Annotated in this window: 16 protein-coding genes; 7 read left to right on the forward strand and 9 right to left on the reverse strand. The window is 62.8% G+C overall.

All coding sequences use genetic code 11. The features are described from left to right. Nucleotides 1–425: 425 nt before the first annotated feature. The 3 genes from NKI49_RS06860 to NKI49_RS06870 form a co-directional block, all read right to left on the reverse strand. Nucleotides 426–1,427: an NADP-dependent oxidoreductase gene (locus NKI49_RS06860; RefSeq protein ID WP_352607582.1), complete on the reverse strand. Its 1,002-nt coding sequence runs from the start codon at nt 1,425–1,427 to the stop codon at nt 426–428. 66 nt (nt 1,428–1,493) lie between these two features. Beyond that, the gene (locus tag NKI49_RS06865) at nt 1,494–2,363 is read right to left on the reverse strand and encodes an alpha/beta fold hydrolase (RefSeq protein ID WP_502899627.1); all 870 of its coding nucleotides are present in this window, start codon (nt 2,361–2,363) and stop codon (nt 1,494–1,496) included. Nucleotides 2,364–2,439: 76 nt separating this feature from the next. Then, complete coding sequence (locus tag NKI49_RS06870) at nt 2,440–3,255, reverse strand: oxidoreductase (protein ID WP_352607580.1); 816 nt, start codon at nt 3,253–3,255, stop codon at nt 2,440–2,442. A 103-nt stretch (nt 3,256–3,358) separates the two neighbouring features. Here NKI49_RS06870 and NKI49_RS06875 point away from each other — a divergent pair, with 103 nt between their 5' ends. From NKI49_RS06875 to NKI49_RS06890, 4 genes are all read left to right on the forward strand, one after another. Then, entirely contained in the window at nt 3,359–3,943 is a 585-nt protein-coding gene (locus NKI49_RS06875; protein WP_352607578.1) for a TetR/AcrR family transcriptional regulator, read from the forward strand. A gap of 269 nt (nt 3,944–4,212) precedes the next feature. Further along, on the forward strand, nt 4,213–5,040 hold the full coding sequence (locus NKI49_RS06880; RefSeq protein WP_352607576.1) for a transporter substrate-binding domain-containing protein: 828 nt from the start codon (nt 4,213–4,215) through the stop codon (nt 5,038–5,040). Nucleotides 5,041–5,088: 48 nt separating this feature from the next. Continuing rightward, complete coding sequence (locus NKI49_RS06885; protein WP_352606311.1) at nt 5,089–6,390, forward strand: NAD(P)/FAD-dependent oxidoreductase; 1,302 nt, start codon at nt 5,089–5,091, stop codon at nt 6,388–6,390. Further along, on the forward strand, nt 6,387–7,358 hold the full coding sequence (locus NKI49_RS06890) for an amino acid ABC transporter permease (protein ID WP_352606309.1): 972 nt from the start codon (nt 6,387–6,389) through the stop codon (nt 7,356–7,358). Before NKI49_RS06885 ends, NKI49_RS06890 begins: the two co-directional genes overlap by 4 nt. A 91-nt stretch (nt 7,359–7,449) precedes the next feature. Here NKI49_RS06890 and NKI49_RS06895 read toward each other — a convergent pair whose 3' ends face one another. Together NKI49_RS06895 and NKI49_RS06900 are read right to left on the reverse strand one after the other, a co-directional pair. Further along, complete coding sequence (locus NKI49_RS06895) at nt 7,450–8,262, reverse strand: PfkB family carbohydrate kinase (protein WP_352606307.1); 813 nt, start codon at nt 8,260–8,262, stop codon at nt 7,450–7,452. 38 nt (nt 8,263–8,300) lie between these two features. Further along, nucleotides 8,301–9,314: an SIS domain-containing protein gene (locus NKI49_RS06900; protein WP_352606304.1), complete on the reverse strand. Its 1,014-nt coding sequence runs from the start codon at nt 9,312–9,314 to the stop codon at nt 8,301–8,303. A gap of 182 nt (nt 9,315–9,496) precedes the next feature. On the opposite strand from NKI49_RS06900, the gene NKI49_RS06905 reads away from it, so the two are divergent. Further along, nucleotides 9,497–10,228 carry a GntR family transcriptional regulator gene (locus NKI49_RS06905; RefSeq protein WP_352606302.1) on the forward strand — a complete coding sequence of 244 codons (732 nt, stop codon included), beginning with the start codon at nt 9,497–9,499 and terminating at the stop codon, nt 10,226–10,228. A 256-nt stretch (nt 10,229–10,484) separates the two neighbouring features. On the opposite strand, the gene NKI49_RS06910 is transcribed toward NKI49_RS06905, so the two are convergent. Continuing rightward, nucleotides 10,485–10,691 carry a hypothetical protein gene (locus NKI49_RS06910; RefSeq protein WP_352606300.1) on the reverse strand — a complete coding sequence of 69 codons (207 nt, stop codon included), beginning with the start codon at nt 10,689–10,691 and terminating at the stop codon, nt 10,485–10,487. Nucleotides 10,692–11,117: 426 nt separating this feature from the next. On the opposite strand from NKI49_RS06910, the gene NKI49_RS06915 reads away from it, so the two are divergent. Next, nucleotides 11,118–13,145 (forward strand): amidase, encoded by a 2,028-nt coding sequence (locus tag NKI49_RS06915; protein WP_352606298.1) that lies wholly within the window; start codon nt 11,118–11,120, stop codon nt 13,143–13,145. A gap of 52 nt (nt 13,146–13,197) precedes the next feature. Continuing rightward, entirely contained in the window at nt 13,198–13,617 is a 420-nt protein-coding gene (locus tag NKI49_RS06920; RefSeq protein ID WP_352606296.1) for a VOC family protein, read from the forward strand. Between the two features lie 14 nt (nt 13,618–13,631). Here the strand turns inward: NKI49_RS06920 and frp are convergent, their stop codons facing one another. The 3 genes from frp to NKI49_RS06935 are packed head-to-tail and all read right to left on the reverse strand — an operon-like array spanning nt 13,632 to nt 15,717. Beyond that, complete coding sequence (frp, locus tag NKI49_RS06925; protein ID WP_352606294.1) at nt 13,632–13,964, reverse strand: fluorescence recovery protein; 333 nt, start codon at nt 13,962–13,964, stop codon at nt 13,632–13,634. A gap of 35 nt (nt 13,965–13,999) precedes the next feature. Further along, nucleotides 14,000–14,647, reverse strand: coding sequence for a ThuA domain-containing protein (locus NKI49_RS06930; protein WP_352606292.1), 648 nt, complete (start codon nt 14,645–14,647; stop codon nt 14,000–14,002). 47 nt (nt 14,648–14,694) lie between these two features. Next, a complete protein-coding gene (locus tag NKI49_RS06935) occupies nt 14,695–15,717 on the reverse strand; it encodes an LLM class flavin-dependent oxidoreductase (protein WP_352606290.1) in 1,023 nt (340 codons plus the stop codon). Nucleotides 15,718–15,727: the final 10 nt, after the last annotated feature.

Below are 15,727 nucleotides of genomic sequence, written 5' to 3' on the forward strand. Positions count from 1 at the left end.
GGCAGGAACTTCAATCCACCACTTCGGTCGGCGACAGCTCCCGAAGTCCCCCCTCGGTCACGCGACTGTGAAACGGTAGCGCTACCAGGCCGGCCTGTAAAGCAGTGGCGCACACGCCTTTTCTTTCACCACGCACAGGAAGATGCTCGACACCTGGGCACGACGGCAAGCTCAACCCAGCCAGCCCGGCTGGTCGCCGACCCTCTGTCAAATCCCGTCGAATACACATTAGAAATTTCTAAGGTATGTACTTCACTGTTCCTCTGGAGATCGCGTCGTTGGCGAATAGGGGGTGGCGACGTTGTCATTGCCGTCACTGATGTTCGCGGTAGATCTTATCGCCTCAGCTCCGATGGCGGAGCGCTTCGACGATCACCGTCATCGCCGGCGAACTGGCAGATGTTGCATCCCCGCGGGCGTCGGAGCTATCTGACCTTGATCACGACCTTACCCTTGGCACGTCCGCTTTCGACATAGGCCAGCGCCTCATTGGTCGCTTCGAAGGGAAAGACCCGATCGATAACTGGGCGGATCGCTCCGGATTCGATGAGGGACGTGATTTTGCCCAGCTGATCACCCTGCGCCCGCATGAACAGGAAAGAAAACTGCACGCCAAGGCGCTTGGCCTTGGCCCGAATAGCGCGGCTCAACAAGCGCAACACCAGCCTCAGCACGAAATTCAGTCCCTTTTCCCTAGCAAATTCGGGATCCGGTGGACCGGAGATGGAGATAAGCTTGCCGCCCGACTTCAGCACGCTCAGTGATTTTTCAAGCGTTTTGGCGTCCTGGCTGTTCACGACGACATCGTAACCCGACAGGATTTTCTCGAAGTCGTCCTTCCTGTAGTCGACGACGATATCGGCGCCGAGGCCCTTGACCAGATCGGCACTCGCCGCGCTCGCGGTGGTCGCAACCGTGGCGCCGAGGTGTTTTGCCAATTGGATGGCGAATGTCCCCACGCCGCCGGACCCGGCCTGAATGAAGACTTTCTGTCCCTTCCTCAAATTTGCCCTTTCGATAAGCGCCTGCCAGGCTGTCAGGCCGACCAGCGGGATCGAGGCCGCCTCTTCCATGGCGAGGTTCTCTGGCTTCAAGGCCACGTCGGCTTCATTCATGGCGATGAACTCGGCGAACGTCCCGATCCGGCCGTCTCGCGGCCGCGCATAGACATCGTCGCCGGCTTTGAATTTGCGCACCTTCGATCCGACGCGGACAACCGTCCCGGCCACGTCGTGGCCCAGGATGAAGGGCCGGCGATAGGGCAGGATGAGCTTGAACTCTCCGGTTTTGACTTTGGAATCGAGGAGGTTCACCCCCGCGGCATGGATTTCGACCAGGACATCGCTGTCCCGGAGCACCGGCTCCGGCATTTCGGCTAGCCGCAGAATGCCCTTCTTGCTATATTTATCGACGACGAATGCCTTCATGGCAGTGACTTTCTGAAAGTGTTTCTTGATGTCCCCAGGGCCAGACAGCGCCCCGGCAGAGAGGCGTCAGGCCTCGAGAAAGGCCAAGGCTTTCGAGACGAAATCGGCATGGTTCTGAAAGACCCCGCCATGCCCGGCATCCGGATAGATCACCAGTTGCGCTCCAGGGATACGCCGGGCGAGATCGTGGGTGTTGCCGCTTGGCACCATCCTGTCGTGATCGCCGTTCGCAACCAAGGCGGGAATGCGGATGACGCTCAGGTCTTGCGGCGCCTGCAGTCCGTAAGCCTTGATCGCCTTGAGCTGGGCGCCGAACGCGCTCAACGATATCGATTTGTCGCGGTCGGCCTGGCGCTCCGTTAGCCGCTGCAGGAAGGCTTTGGCGGCGCGGCGCCCATTCGCCGTCCTCGTGAAGAAGAGATAGTATTTCGGATCCCGAAGAGTAAGCGCCCCCTTGATCATGTCGACGATCGTCAACGGCGTCACCTTGTCGATGCCTTCGCCACCGGCCGGCCCGGTGCCGGCCAGGATCAGCTTGCGCACAAGCGTGGGTTCGGTCAGCACGATCTCCTGCGCCACGAAGCCGCCGAGCGAAAATCCGAAGAGATCGACTTCCTCGAACCCCAGTGCTCGGACAAAGGCGATCGCATCCCGTGCCATCTCGGCAATGGTCGACGGCGTTTTGCCGCCCGAAGCACCGATGCCCCTGTTGTCGAAGGCAATCACCCACCGGGTCGCAGCGAGGCCATCGACGATGCGTGGATCGAAATTGTCCAGTTGAGCGCCGAGATGGTTGAGCAGGATCACCGGCACGCCCGTCCTGGGTCCGAGTTCGCGGTAAACAAAAGCTGTGCCGCCGACATCGACGGAGCGCGTCGGCGTGTCCTGGAACAATGCCGGTGAGTGGGCCGACCGATTGAACGCGGGAGTCGGCACCTGAGTCTTGTGGGGCCTGGGCAATTGTGTTGTCGTTGCTGGTCGCATGTGCGTGAAACCTTCTGCTCGCTGTTGTTCAAACCGGCAGGCGGAACTGTTTGCGCAGGCTCTTGTCGAATAGTCCCGCAGGGGCAAAGCGGCGCAGCAGGCTGACCTGCCGCGCGGCCTTGCCGGCGGTGTAGCGGCGTCGCGGACGGGCATCGGTCGCCGCCTTGACGACCACCTGCGCCACCACTTCCGGCCGGTCGGCTACAGGCATCACATCGCGAAGAAGCGCTTCGAGGCCGGCTCGAGCCTGATCGTATTCCTTCAACCGCGAATCCGGCTCGATTCCGTTCTGGTCGAAGACAGTGCGGACGAATGCCGGCTCGATGACGGAGACGCGGATATTGAACGCACGAACCTCGTGATCGAGCGATTCCGAATAGCCCTCCAGCGCGTGTTTGACCGCCGAATAGTGCGCTGAATACGGCGCGGGCACGAGGCCTAGCACCGAGCCGATATTGATGATGCGCCCTTCGCCGCGCCGCCGCATCGACGGCAACACTGCGTTGGTCATCCGGATGACACCGAACAGATTGACGTCGAACAGAGCCTGGACCTGTGCGATCGAAAATTCCTCGGCGCCTCCAAGCAGGCCGACGCCGGCATTGTTGACCAACAGGTCGATCCGGCCGGTCTGCGAAAGCACCGTCGAAACGAGTGCGGCAACGGCCTCACCGTCGGTTACGTCGCAAACCAGCATGGTCACCCCGACCGGGCCGTTGCCGGCCTTGCGGCGGCTGGTTCCGAAGACAGTGAACCCCGCCCGTGCCAAGGCCTCGGCGCTGGCGCGGCCGATGCCCGAAGAGGCGCCGGTCACAACGGCGGTTTTTCCGGAATTCGCATTCATTTCGTGCTCCAAAGTCATGAGGACTAGCTTTTTCGTGGCAATTGAATTACAGTCATAATATCAGATTATGCTCATAATGCAATAGCAGAAAGGAATGGCAGCCATGCGCTATGACAAGGGCCGAAAGGACGCCTCACGCGGCCGGATCATGGAGGCAGCAGTCGAACGTTTTCGGAGTGACGGCATTGCCGCTTCCGGGCTGGCAACCATCATGGGGGATGCCGGGATGACCAACGGAGCTTTCTATCCGCACTTTCAATCCAAGGCGGAGCTTGTGCGTGAAAGCGTGGCGGCAGCCATGGAGATCCAGTCGCAGCAAGTGCAGGAAGCCTTGGCTACCGGCGGCCCGGAGTTGGCTCTGGAGGCTTATCTTTCCGCCGAGCACCGCGACAATCCGGGAAAGGGCTGCGCGTCTGCCGCACTGCTGCCCGAACTCGCGCGCCAGCCGCCGGAGACGCGTGAAGTCTATACAGAGCACTTGCTGTCCCTGGTGCGTCAATTGTCTTCGGCGCTTCCATCGAGCAAGGATCCGGAAGGCGTTGCCCTCGGCGTTTTCGCGACGCTCTTCGGAACATTGCAATTGTCTCGAGCCGTCGAAGGCACGGATTTGTCGGACCGTATCCTCGCGGCGGGAAAAGATGCTGCGCGGACACTGATGCGGCCGCCACAGGACGAAGCGGCCGCATGAGGTGTATTTGGAGGATCGAGCGCTGTCGCTGCCAAGGCCGCGTCCTCCTCCACCCAGCAACCCACATCCCTTCAAAATATCGCCGCGACGACTGTCAGGCCCACATGGTCAATGCTGGGGCGTGACGTCGGGGCGGACCGGATATGATATTCGACAGAAAACGGTTGCGGCCTCCCCCAAGGCCCTTGACTCGTATCCCGGCTTACACTCAATTGACGTTGTCAGACATCTTACATACGGTTCGACAGAAAAAGCCTGGGGAGGTTTCGGTGAAGAAATTGATCGCGTGCCTGGCGTTGGCAGCCACGACATTTGCATTCGCGTCGGCGGCGTCGGCGGGAGGGACCGTGGACCGCGTCATCTCGAAGAAGGCGATGGTGGTCGCCACCAACAGCGGCTGGCCGCCGCAGAGTTTCCTTGACGACAGCAATCAACTCGTCGGCTTCGACATAGACGTCTCGAAGGAGATCGCCAAACGCCTCGGCGTCGAGGTCAGCTTCGAGACGCCGGACTGGGCGACGATGACCGGGGGCCACTGGCAAGGCCGCTACGACATCGGCGTCGGCTCCGTGACGCCCACCAAGGCCAGGGCCAGGGTGATCGATTTCCTGGGCGTCTATTATTACAGCCCGTACGTTTATGTGGTCCACAAGGACAGCAAGGCCAAATCCGTCGACGACCTGAGCGGCAAGATCATCGGCGTCGAGACCGCCACCACCTCCGAAGACTTCATCCGCCGCCAGCTCGAGATCGACGCACCAGGCCTGCCGCCGATCGAATACAAGCTCCAGCCCGGCGAGATCAGGACTTTCGCCGATTCCATGCTGCCGTTCGATGATCTGAGGCTCGGCGACGGCGTGCGCCTCAACGCGGTCATCGCCCCGGAGCAGACCGCCCAGAACGCGATCAAGAACGGCTACCCCTTGCGTATCCTCGAGGGCGGATATGCCTTCCGCGAACCGCTGGTGGTGATCGCCGAGAAAGGCGACGCGGACTGGAACGCCAAGGTCGGCGGCATCATCGACGAGATGAAGAAGGATGGCACGCTCGCCAAGCTGACCACCAAATGGTACGGCAAGGATTATAGCGCCGACTGAGGCGCGCCGCGGGCGGCCTTTCAGCCGCCCGCCCGCATCATTTTGATCATGGCATATCCCGACACCTACTACCGACGCACGCTTGCCGACGACACGGTCCGACCGCCGTTGCAAGGCGTCTGCGAATGCGACACCGTCATTGTCGGCGGCGGACTGGCCGGGCTGACGACAGCGCTACAGCTGGCTCGCGCCGGCAGGCACGTCGTCGTGCTCGAGGCCCAGCGCGTCGGCTTCGGCGCCTCGGGTCGCAATGGCGGCTTCGTCAGCCCCGGATTCGCCACCGATGGCGACAACATCGCCGCGATGGCTGGCGCGGAGGCGGCGCAAAAGCTGCACCGCTTGTCGATCGAAGGCGTTGATTTTGTGCGCCAGACGATCCGCGATCTCGACATCGAGGCGGCACAGCCGCGCTCCGGCATCATGAGCGTGCTACGCCACGATGACGGCCATGCGCTGAAGGCCTATGCCGGGCAACTGGCGCGCGACTTCGACTACCGGCTCGACTATCTCGAGCGCGACCAGGTGCGCGCGGTGCTGCATTCCGACCGCTACTACCAGGCCCTGCGCGATCCCAACGCCTTTCACATGCATCCGCTCAACTACCTGCGCGCCGTTGCGGTTGAAATCGAACGGCTGGGCGGCAGGATTCATGAAGGGTCGGGCGCCGTCCACGCTGAGCTTCGCAGCGCGGAAAAGATCGTGCGCACAGATCGCGGTGAAGTGCGCGCCCGCCAGGCGGTATTCGCGACCGGCGGCTATACGGGGCCGCTGGTCGCGCGACTGAAGCGTGCTTTCCTGCCGATAGCGACCTACGTGATGGTGAGCGAAGAAGCGCCCGAACTCATCGCCAGGGCGATCACGACGACCGACGCTATCGGCGACAACCGCCGCGCCGGCGACTATTACCGTGTCGTGGACGGCGGCAAACGGCTGCTCTGGGGCGGGCGCATCACCACAAGAACAGCCTCGCCGGCGGCGTTGGCCGGGGAATTGCGCCGCGAGATGGTGACGACCTACCCCCAACTCGAACAGCTCAAGACCGAACTCGCCTGGTCGGGACTGATGTCCTACGCCCGCCACCTGATGCCCCAGATCGGCGAATTGCAGCCGGGCGTCTGGTATCTCACGGCTTTTGGCGGTCATGGCGTCAACACCACGGCCATCGCCGGCAAGCTGGTTGCCGAAGCCATACTGGGCGAGTCGGACCGCTACCGGCTGTTCGCGCCGTTCGGGCTCGCCTGGGCGGGCGGCCCGGCTGGACTTGCTGTCGCGCAGCTCACCTACTGGAAGCTGCAGGCACAGGACTGGTGGCGCGAACGGCCCCGCCGACCACAGGAGCTTAAAGCGTGATCGGCCGACTGTTGCTCAATTACCCGGACGCGGCGCGCCGCATCGGCTTGCTCTTCGTGCTCGCCGCCTTCGCCGCCGGCCTGTACGGCCTCGGCATCAAGCCGGACTGGATCGGCAAGCTCGTCCCGGGCTCGATCGACTGGCTTGGTGCCAATCCCGCGGCCGGCCGCGTGGTCTCGGCGGTGCTGATCGCGCTGATCGTGGCGGCGAACTGGAAGGCTTTGCAGTATCTCAGCCGCAAGCAGCAGATCGTGGCGGTGTGGATCGAGCTGTTCGTGCTGTTGATGCTGTTCTTCTATTCCTTCGACCTGTCCTTCACCTTCATCGCCAAGAAGATCGGCTTCCTCATCTCGAAGGGCGTGGTGACGACGCTCTACATCTCCGCCATTTCGATCGCCATCGCCACAATCATCGCCTTCCTCGGCGCCATTGCCAAGCTTTCCAGGAACGGCGTGGTCTACGGGTTGGCGACCTTCTACACCTCGCTGTTTCGTGGCCTGCCGCTGCTGATGCAGATCTACATCATCTATCTCGGCCTGCCGCAGGTCGGCTATGTCATCGGCGCGGTGCCGGCTGGCATCATGGCGCTGTCGCTCTGCTACGGCGCGTACATGACCGAGATTTTCCGCGCCGGCATCGAAAGCATTTCGCGCGGCCAGACGGAGGGCGCCACCGCACTCGGCCTCAGCGCCAACCAGACGATGTTCCTGGTCATCCTGCCGCAGGCCATGCGTGTCATCGTGCCGCCGACCGGCAACCAGTTCATCGCGATGCTGAAAGATTCCTCGCTGGTCTCGGTGGTCGGGGTCTGGGAGATCATGTATCTCGCGCGCACGCAGGGCCAGACCGAGTTCCGCCACATCGAGATGCTCATCACCGCCTCGATGATCTACTGGCTGCTCTCGATGGGTCTCGAATTCCTGCAGTCGCGCATCGAGGAACGGTTCGGGCGCTCGCTCAAGCGCTGAACAGGAGCAATTCCAGGAAAGTGTGAAACGGTTTTCCGTCCGGAATTGCGTAAAGATATGAGGTTCGTCGTCCGTGAAACGGTGAACGCTCTTAGAGCGGCCACGCCTCCTGCGGAAAACCGCCGAGATGGCCGCAGGTCAGCGCGGCGCGGTCGCGCCCGCTATCCAGGCATTGCAGCAGCGGCCCCTTGGCGAGCCAAGCGGTCAGAAACCCGGCAATGAAACTGTCGCCAGCGCCGGTCGTGTCGACGACCTCGACAGCGTGAATGCCGGTTTCGGCGCGCGCGTTCGCGGTCAGCGCCATCGATCCGGCCGCACCGCGCATGACGACTGCGCATTGAGCGCCGCGCGACAGAAGATCGGCCGCCATCGCTTCCGCCGCGCCGCGGCCTTCCGTGGCCGAGCCGAAGGCGACGCTCAGCCCCGTCACGCCGAGATTGGCCGGATCGGCGTTGACCGAAATGTCCTGCGAGACGCTACCCCCTGCCCGCGCAAGGCGCCGGCGCAAGACGCCGCCATCGTTCAGCCAGCCAATATGGACGTGGTCCATCGCTTCTAGAATCGCCAGCTCCGCGTCGTCGGGCACATAATGCGCGCAGGCGCCGAAATCCTCGGCGGCAATCACGCGCTCGCCGGAAGGCAGGACCGCAATGTCGGTCCAGGCGGTATTCTCGTCGCAGAGGCGCAGATGCTCGGTCGACACCCCGTTTGCCGTCAGCGCCGCTTCTGTGTGCCGGCCTTCGGCATCGCGGCCCACCGCGCCGAAATAGAAGCTCCTATGGCCGAGCCGGGCGAGCTGGACGGCAACGTTGACCGCGTTGCCGCCGACCAGCCGCCGGTTTACCGGCGGGCCGAGACGGTCGATGCAGTTGTCGCCGACGGTGGCGAAACGAAAGCTTGCCATATTCTGGTGCCCCGGCTGAGCGCCCTGATAGGGTGCACTCAATAGGCAACGCGCTTGTAGTAGCGGCGCGTCGTCAAGGGATGATTGCGTATCATTTCGAGATGGGCGCTGATACGTTCAAGCACGGTGGCGAGCACGATCGGCGACACCAGCGCCCGCACATCGGGCGAAATGCCGGGCAGCGCGAAATCGGCTGTATCGAGCACGGTCATCTCATTCGTATAGCCGGGGACGAACTTCTCGACCCTGTCGGCGAGCGGCCGGGCACTGTCCTCGCCTTTGAAAAGGACGACGCTGACGCCTTTTTCCACCAACTCCAGCGTGCCATGGAAGAAATCCGAGGCGTGCACCGGACGTGTGCGTATCCACTGCATCTCTTCCAGGATGCACATGCCGTAATACGAAGCCTGCGGCCAGACATTACCGGCGCCGGTTATGATGTGGCAGTCGCTGGCCGCGAGCTTGCGGGCGAATTCGACGGCTTTCTGTTCATAGCCCTGCTTTACGGCCAGCAGCAAATCCGGAAGGCGCTCCAGCTCGGCAAAAATCCGGTCCGCTTCGGCAAGCTCGCCGCGATGCTTCAGCACCGACAGCGCGATGAAAAGCGACTGCAGATAGAAGGACTCGCAGGACGTGTCGTCCTCGGCGAAGTTGACGAAGACATGGTCGCCGCCCTTGCCGAGCGGCGTGTCCGCGTGCCCGACCAGCGTGATCACCGTAGCGCCGATCTGCTTGAGCTTGGCCAGCAGCGCGACGCTCTCCTTGGTGGTGCCGGAGAGCGAGGGCAGCACGACAATCGACTTTTCCGTCAAGTTGACCGATTGAGCGAGTTCCAGCTCTGCCGTCACGTCGATAGAGGCCGGGAAGCGCGACCTGCGCTGCAACAGCTGCGCGGCCGGCTGCATGAGTATCGCCGCGCCACCGGTGCCAAGAAAGAAAATGTTTTCCGCTCCGGCGGTCAGGCATTGCGCCACGGCGGCGTCGATACCCTCGCGCAGGGCCACCGCCCCCGATTGAATGCGTAAAAATCTGGCTTCGTCGAAATTGAGCATCGCACCCTCACATAAGTTGTAAGACAACTGACATCTCGGCGTCCGCATTTCAAGTGATTTTCGCGCGCCGAACACAGGACGGTTTTCGAGGCAGGCAACGTCCTGGAACGAAATGGCTCTGCTTGACCTCGTCGCCTTTGTCAGACAACAAAGGGAATGTTGGCATAATGGGGATGAGCATCTTGGACGAACCGCTTCGCGACGCGCGCACTTTGGCGGTCCAGCTCCGCGAACGCCTCGCCAACCTCATCAGAGCCGAGGGACTCAAGCCCGGCGACAAGCTGCCCACCGAGGCCCAATTGACACAGCGCTTCCGCATCTCGCGCCCGGCGTTGCGCGAGGCGCTGAAGCTGCTCGAACAGGACGGTCTCATTTCTGTCACCCACGGGCTCGGCCGCTTCGTCACCGCTAGTGCCTCCGTCGAGGTCGACCGGCCGATCACCGTGTTCGAGAGCGTGACAGACATGTCGCGCCACTATGGCTACGAGACCACCAACAAAGTGCTGTCCATCGCCGAGGATACGCCGGATCCAATGGTGCGGCAGCAGCTGCGATTGGCCGAGGGGGAACGCGTCATCCGGCTGGAGCGGCTGCGGCTCCACCATGATGAACCGCTGATGTATTCGCTCGACTACATCCCGCGCAGCTTGATCCCGGCGCGCGTTTTCGACATCGACTGGAGCGGTTCGCTGCTTTCGCTCCTCGAACAGCACCGGCACAGGCCGCGCATGTCGGCTGCCTCGGTTTCGGCGGTGATGCTGCCCGACGAAGTCGTGCAGCGTAACGATCTGCGCGACTTCGGGCCGGCGCTGCTGATTACCGAGACCTGCTTCGACGCGACCGGGACGCCGGTCGTCCATGCCGCCGTCTACCATCGCGGCAGCCGGTTCTCCTTCAGCTTCGCCCGCAGGTGATTTCGGCCCGCGCCAGGCGCCTGCTCGCCGCAGAAGATCGGCCGCAATATCCCCGCGTCAGCCGGCGCTCGGTGATCATGATCGCCGACCGCAGCGCCGATTCCATTTGCGCACCGACCGGCTGACTGGCAGGCTGCACGGCCGGCAGCGTCCCGGTCGATCCGAGATCCAGGAAAAGTACAGGAAGGTTCTCGGTCCGGAATTGCGCCAAGACAAAGCGACAGGTTCATTGTCTCCGTGTGGGACGATGAACGATCTAGACGTCGAGGCTAACCATCATGCCACGCATTTCGGCCATCTCCAGCAGCAGGTCCTGCAGCTTCTCATGCGTGGCCGCAGCGCCGGTGAGCGTCAAAAGCTCGGCAATGCTCTCCTTCATCGATATGCTGGCGGCGCCGGTTTTCTCTGCGAGCAGCCGTCCGATGGCTGCTCGGATCAGGTCATCCTGATCGGACATCGTCATTTCTCAATGCTCCACAACCTTCAGCCCCCTCTAAGACCGATAATGACGGCAGCAATGCTAAGTTGCAAATCTCGTCCCCACAAAGTGGCCGTAAAACACCCGCGTCAGCCAAATTCCCTTTGATCGGATAGTTTTTTCGCGCCGCAATTGTGCGGCCAAGCCAAAGCGGCCGGGCTGGTGCGCCTATCGTGGGTTGACCGCACCGCATTGTCATCGCACCAGGTTTCGGCGATGCGCGGGCTCATCGGCGAGCCGGCGCGTTTCGTGGCGGACATCGCGCCAATGGCGGTGCCAGCACCAGCGTCACCTTCGACTATGGCCATTTCGCTTAACGACGATACCGGCAGCCGACGATCGCGATTGGCTCTTGCCGAAGGCCGCGGCCTCGCTCATCCATGGCGTGCAAACGACAGCCTGGAACCAGTGATGACCGACGCCAGCCTTCATCTAGTCGAAGCGACGATCGAGCAATTGCGCCGCGCGCTCGATGATGGCCTCGTCACCAGCGTCGAACTGGTCGGGGCATATCTGAGGCGCATCGCGCATTTCGACCGGCACGGCATCAGCCTCAATGCTGTGCCGGTGCTCAATCCCCGCATGTTCAAGGAGGCTGCCGCTTCCGACCAAAGGCGCCGCAACGGCGCCGTACTCGGGCCGCTCGACGGCATTCCCTACACCGCCAAGGACAGCTACAAGGTCGCCGGGCTGACGGTGGCCGCCGGCTCGCCGGCCTTCGAACATCTCGTCGCCAATGAAGACGCCTTTACCATCGCGCGGCTGCGCGCCGGCGGTGCCGTGCTGATCGGCCTGACCAACATGCCGCCAATGGCCAATGGCGGCATGCAGCGCGGCGTCTATGGCCGAGCCGAGAGCCCCTACAATGCCGACTACCTGACCGCCGCCTTCGCGTCTGGTTCGTCCAACGGCTCCGGCACGGCGACATCAGCCAGCTTCTGCGCCTTCGGGCTCGGAGAGGAAACCTGGTCGTCCGGCCGCGCGCCGGCCAGCAACAACGCGCTGGTCGCCTACACGCCCTCGCGCGGCGTCATTTCGGTGCGCGGCAACTGGCCCTTGGTGCCGACCATGGACGTCGTGGTGCCGCATACACGCAGCATGCCCGACATGCTCGAACTGCTCGACGTCATCGTCTCCGACGATGCGGAGACGAGAGGCGATTTCTGGCGCGCGCAGCCCTGGGTCAAGCTGCCGAAAAGCGCCGATGTGCGGCCGCAACGCTATACCGATCTGGCGCTTGTGGGGTCGTTGAAAGGCATGCGGCTCGGCGTGCCCAGAATGTATGTCGTCCGCGACAGCGGGGCCGACCGGCCGATCGAAACCCGCGCCTCGGTGCTTGCCCTCTGGGATCGGGCGGCGACGGATCTGAGGCGGCTTGGCGCCGAGGTGGTAGAAGTCGACTTTCCCATCGTTTCCAACTATGAGCGCGACCGCCCCGGCGCGCGCACCATGGTCGAGCGCGGGCTCGTGCCACGGGACTTCGCCGACCGGGAAATCTGGGATCTCTGCATCTGGGGCTGGGACGATTTTCTGCGCGCCAATGCCGATCCTGCGCTGCCCGATCTCGCCTCGGTCGACGGTCCGAAAATCTTCCCGCAGCCGCCGGGCACGCTGCCCGACCGCTATGAGGGCGGCTTCGACCTGGCGGACTATGTCGAACGCGCGAAATCCGGTGTCACGCCTTTCGCCGATATTCCAAGCCTCGAGGACGGGCTCAAGGGGCTGGAGGCGACACGGCGGCTCGATTTCGAGGACTGGCTGGACGCGAACAGGCTCGACGCCGTGGTGCTGCCCGCCGCAGCCGATGTCGGACCGGCCGACGCCGACATCGACCAAGCGTCCGCAGCGCTTGCCTGGCGCAACGGCACCTGGGTCGCCAACGGCAATCTGGTGTGGCGGCATTTCGGCATCCCGACCGTCACCGTGCCGATGGGCACCATGGCCGATATTGGCATGCCGGTCGGCCTGACCTTCGCCGGCAAGGCCTATGATGATGAAAGATTGCTGCGCATGGCCGGCGATTTCGAGCACTCGACGCAACGCCGCACGCGCCCGCCGCGCACGCCCGAACTGGCCGACGATATCTTTTCGCGCCGCGCCGCACAGGCTGGCACTGGCAAGGCGCGTTCGCTCGCCATAACACTTGCCGCAGAGACAAACACTTCTGGCGATCAGCATGAAATCTTCATCGCACTCGACCTGCCCGCCGAGGCAACAGGGGCCGACACTGCCGGCGTCAAGGTGCACGTCAATGGAGAGCCCTTGGCGCTGCAGCGGAGCGGCACGGGTTTCAGCGGGCGCGCGCTCGTGCCAGCCGTCGAGCATGCGCGCTTGCACAGTGTCTGGCGCGGCTCCTACGGCTCGATCGTGACAGCGGTGGTGCGGCTGGAGGACGGGCGCACCGCTGGCGCCTATGTGGTCACTGGGGGGATCGGCTGATGATAGGCTGCCGCCTCAATGCCACACTCACGATACAAAAAGAGGCTCAGCCATGATCAAAGTGAAGCAACTCGCCCATGTCTGTATCTTCGCCAACGATCTGGATGAGACACGGCAATTTTACGAGGACGTCCTGGGCATAAACATCCAGTTCAATTTCCTGCGCGACGGCCAGGTTTTCGGTTTTTATCTCAATTGCGGCGGACGCAGCCATGTCGAGGTTTTCCGGAAGGACGCAGCGCGGTTCAGCGAGACCGACCAGATCAACCATTTCTGTCTGGAGGTCGAAGACATCGACGCCGCGATCGCACACATCGCGTCCATGGGCGTGGCGGTCACCGCCAAGAAACTCGCCTGCGATGACACCTATCAGGCCTGGCTCAGCGACCCCAACGGCGTGAAGATCGAATTGTTCGAATACACCGGCAAAAGCGCGCAGTTCACCGGAGGCGACCGCATCGCCGATTGGTAGAGCCTGACGGAAATTCAACGCTCTGCGGCAAAGGCCATGTATCGGCGGATCGTTTCCAGCTTGTCTTGCGACAGTCCGGCAATGAGACCTTCGTCCATGCGCCCTGTGAAAATAAGACCGGCGAAGACGTCAAGAAGCTGGGAATAGCGGTAATCGAACCTCCGGTCGATGTCCCGTCGCTGATCACGCAACCAATCCTCGACCTCCCACATTTCCGAAGGCACCGTCGCGGCATTCGCTTTGCTCTTGAACTCGGCCATCGTCTTTGCAAGCGCCGCCTCAAGGGCCGTATCGAAGGCATGGCGAGCGATCTTCTTTTCGGATGCAGACCAGCTGAAATCAGTCATTCGGCATCTCCGGAATGTTCCTGTAAATTTTGCCGCTATCCCCGCGTGGCCCAGAGCAGGCCTCGCTCGACGATAAGTGCCATTTCCGGCACCGCGAACTCGTCCGCGGTGTGACCAAGCGAACTGTAGAAAACCTTTCCCATGCCATATCTGCGCTTCCAGACTACCGGCATGACGACGCCGCCGATGCCAGGGAAATGCGCCTCGGTGAAGGTGGTCGTCGCCAGCACTTCGTTGCTCGGATCGACATGCATGTAATACTGCTCCGACCGGTAGGCGAAATCACTGACGCCGCTGGTGATCGGGTCGTCCGGCCTGGAGATGGCAACCTGGTAGTCGATGATGTCGCCGGGATGTGCGACCCACTGGCCACCGGTCATGAACTGGTAGTCGGGTTCGTTACGGAAGCTGTCGCCCATCGTGCCGTGGAAACCGCCGAGCCCAGTTCCCTGGCGGACCGCGCGCGTCAGGTTCTGAAGCTCGGTCTTTTCGATCGTCGACATCGTGATGACAGGAACGATGAGATCGAACGAGGCCAGCTCCGGATCGGCGAACATCGCCGTTCCCTGGCCGAACGTGACGGCGAACCCGTTGCGCTCAAGCATTGCGCGGATGACGCTGGCGCTGCGCTCGGGCGTATGGCCTTCCCAGCCTCCCCAGGCAATCAAGGCCTTCTTCGGCATGCGGTGCACCTCCCTGGATTATCGGTCGTGATCGATGGTTGCCGGCTCTAGCGCCAGCCCAGGGCCGGCGCGACATGGGTCAGGATCGCCTCGATGACATGGGCGTTGTAGTCGACACCGAGCTGATTGGGCACGGTGAGCAGCAGGGTGTCGGCCTCGGCGATTGCCTCATCCGCCGCCAGTTCCTTGATCAGCACGTCCGGTTCGGCGGCGTAGCTGCGCCCGAAGATCGCCCTTGTGTTCTCCTCGATGAAGCCGATCTGGTCGCGGCTCTCATTGCCGCGTCCGAAATAGGCCCTGTCGCGATCGTCGATCAGCGCGAAGATGCTGCGGCTGACCGAGACGCGCGGCTCGCGCTGATGGCCGGCCGCCTTCCAGGCCTCGCGGTAAACCCGGATCTGCTCGGCCTGCTGGATGTGGAAAGGCTTGCCGGTCTCATCGAATTTGAGCGTCGAGCTTTGCAGGTTCATCCCCAGTTTCGCCGCCCATTCGGAGGTGGCGTTGGTGGCAGCACCCCACCAGATGCGCTCGCGCAGGCCTTCGGAATGCGGCTCCAACCGTAAGAGACCCGGCGGATTGGGAAACATCGGCCGTGGATTGGGCTGGGCAAATCCTTCGCCCCGCAGCGTGTCGAGTAGGACTTCAGCGTGATGCCGCGCCATGTCGGCGTCGGTTTTGCCTTCCTGCGGCACGTAGCCGAAATAGCGCCAGCCATCGATCACCTGTTCGGGCGAGCCGCGGCTGATGCCGAGCTGCAGGCGCCCGCCGGCGATGATGTCGGCGGCACCCGCGTCCTCGGCCATGTAGAGCGGATTCTCGTAACGCATGTCGATGACCGCCGTGCCGATCTCGATGCGGCTGGTCTTGGCGCCGACGGCCGCCAGCAGCGGAAATGGCGAGGCAAGCTGGCGGGCAAAATGATGCACGCGGAAATAGGCCCCGTCCGCGCCCAGCTGCTCGGCGGCAACGGCCAAATCGATGGACTGCAAGAGCGCGTCCGACGCCGACCGCGTCTGCGATTGCGACGAGGGCGTCCAGTGCCCGAACGACAGAAAACCGATTTTCTTCATGCCTTGCGAT

The sequence above is a fragment of the Mesorhizobium sp. M0587 genome, assembly GCF_040320945.1.
Taxonomy (GTDB): domain Bacteria; phylum Pseudomonadota; class Alphaproteobacteria; order Rhizobiales; family Rhizobiaceae; genus Mesorhizobium.